This is a genomic window from Brevibacillus nigriterrae (genome assembly GCF_049846925.1).
Classification (GTDB): Bacteria; Bacillota; Bacilli; order Brevibacillales; family Brevibacillaceae; genus Brevibacillus_H.
On record NZ_JBNCMT010000087.1, the window covers coordinates 1 to 568 of the forward strand.

Genomic DNA, 568 nt, shown 5'->3' on the forward strand with positions numbered 1-568 from the left:
TCGCGGAGCAACGATTTCCCTTTCTGATTGGGAAACATCTGGCTCTGGCAGTGCTTTTTTGTCGATTTTTCCATTGGGGGTAAGCGGCAGCTTTTCCAGCGTAACCAGATAAGCAGGCACCGTGTAATCCGGCAATTCCCTGTGCAGATGCTCTTTTACCTCTGCTACGGAGAGTTCTCCATCTCCTACCAGATATCCGCACAGGTAGCTTGCGCCTGACTCGTCTTTTCTGTCGATGACAACAGCCTCATTCACGAGTGGATGCTTCGTCAGTTGTTTCTCGATCTCTCCCAGCTCGATGCGATAGCCCCTGATTTTCACCTGTTGGTCGATTCTGCCGAGAAACTCCAGATTCCCGTCCGGCAGCCATCTCGCCAAATCCCCAGTCTTGTAAATTCTCTCTTGTGGCACATACGGATTAACGATAAACTTCTCTTCGGTCAGCTCTGGCCGATTCAGGTATCCTCTCGCAACGCCGTCTCCCCCGACACAAAGCTCTCCGGGAACGCCGACAGGCAACAGCTTGTGATGCTTGTCCATGATGTAGGCGGTCGAGTTGCTTACTGGC

At 52.3% G+C, this 568-nt stretch carries 1 protein-coding gene; it reads right to left on the minus strand.

Features of this window, described 5'->3' with window-relative positions; translation table 11 throughout:
• Positions 1-568 (minus strand): AMP-binding enzyme (locus ACPW7N_RS26775; protein WP_425654879.1); only part of this gene is annotated, 568 nt, incomplete at both ends.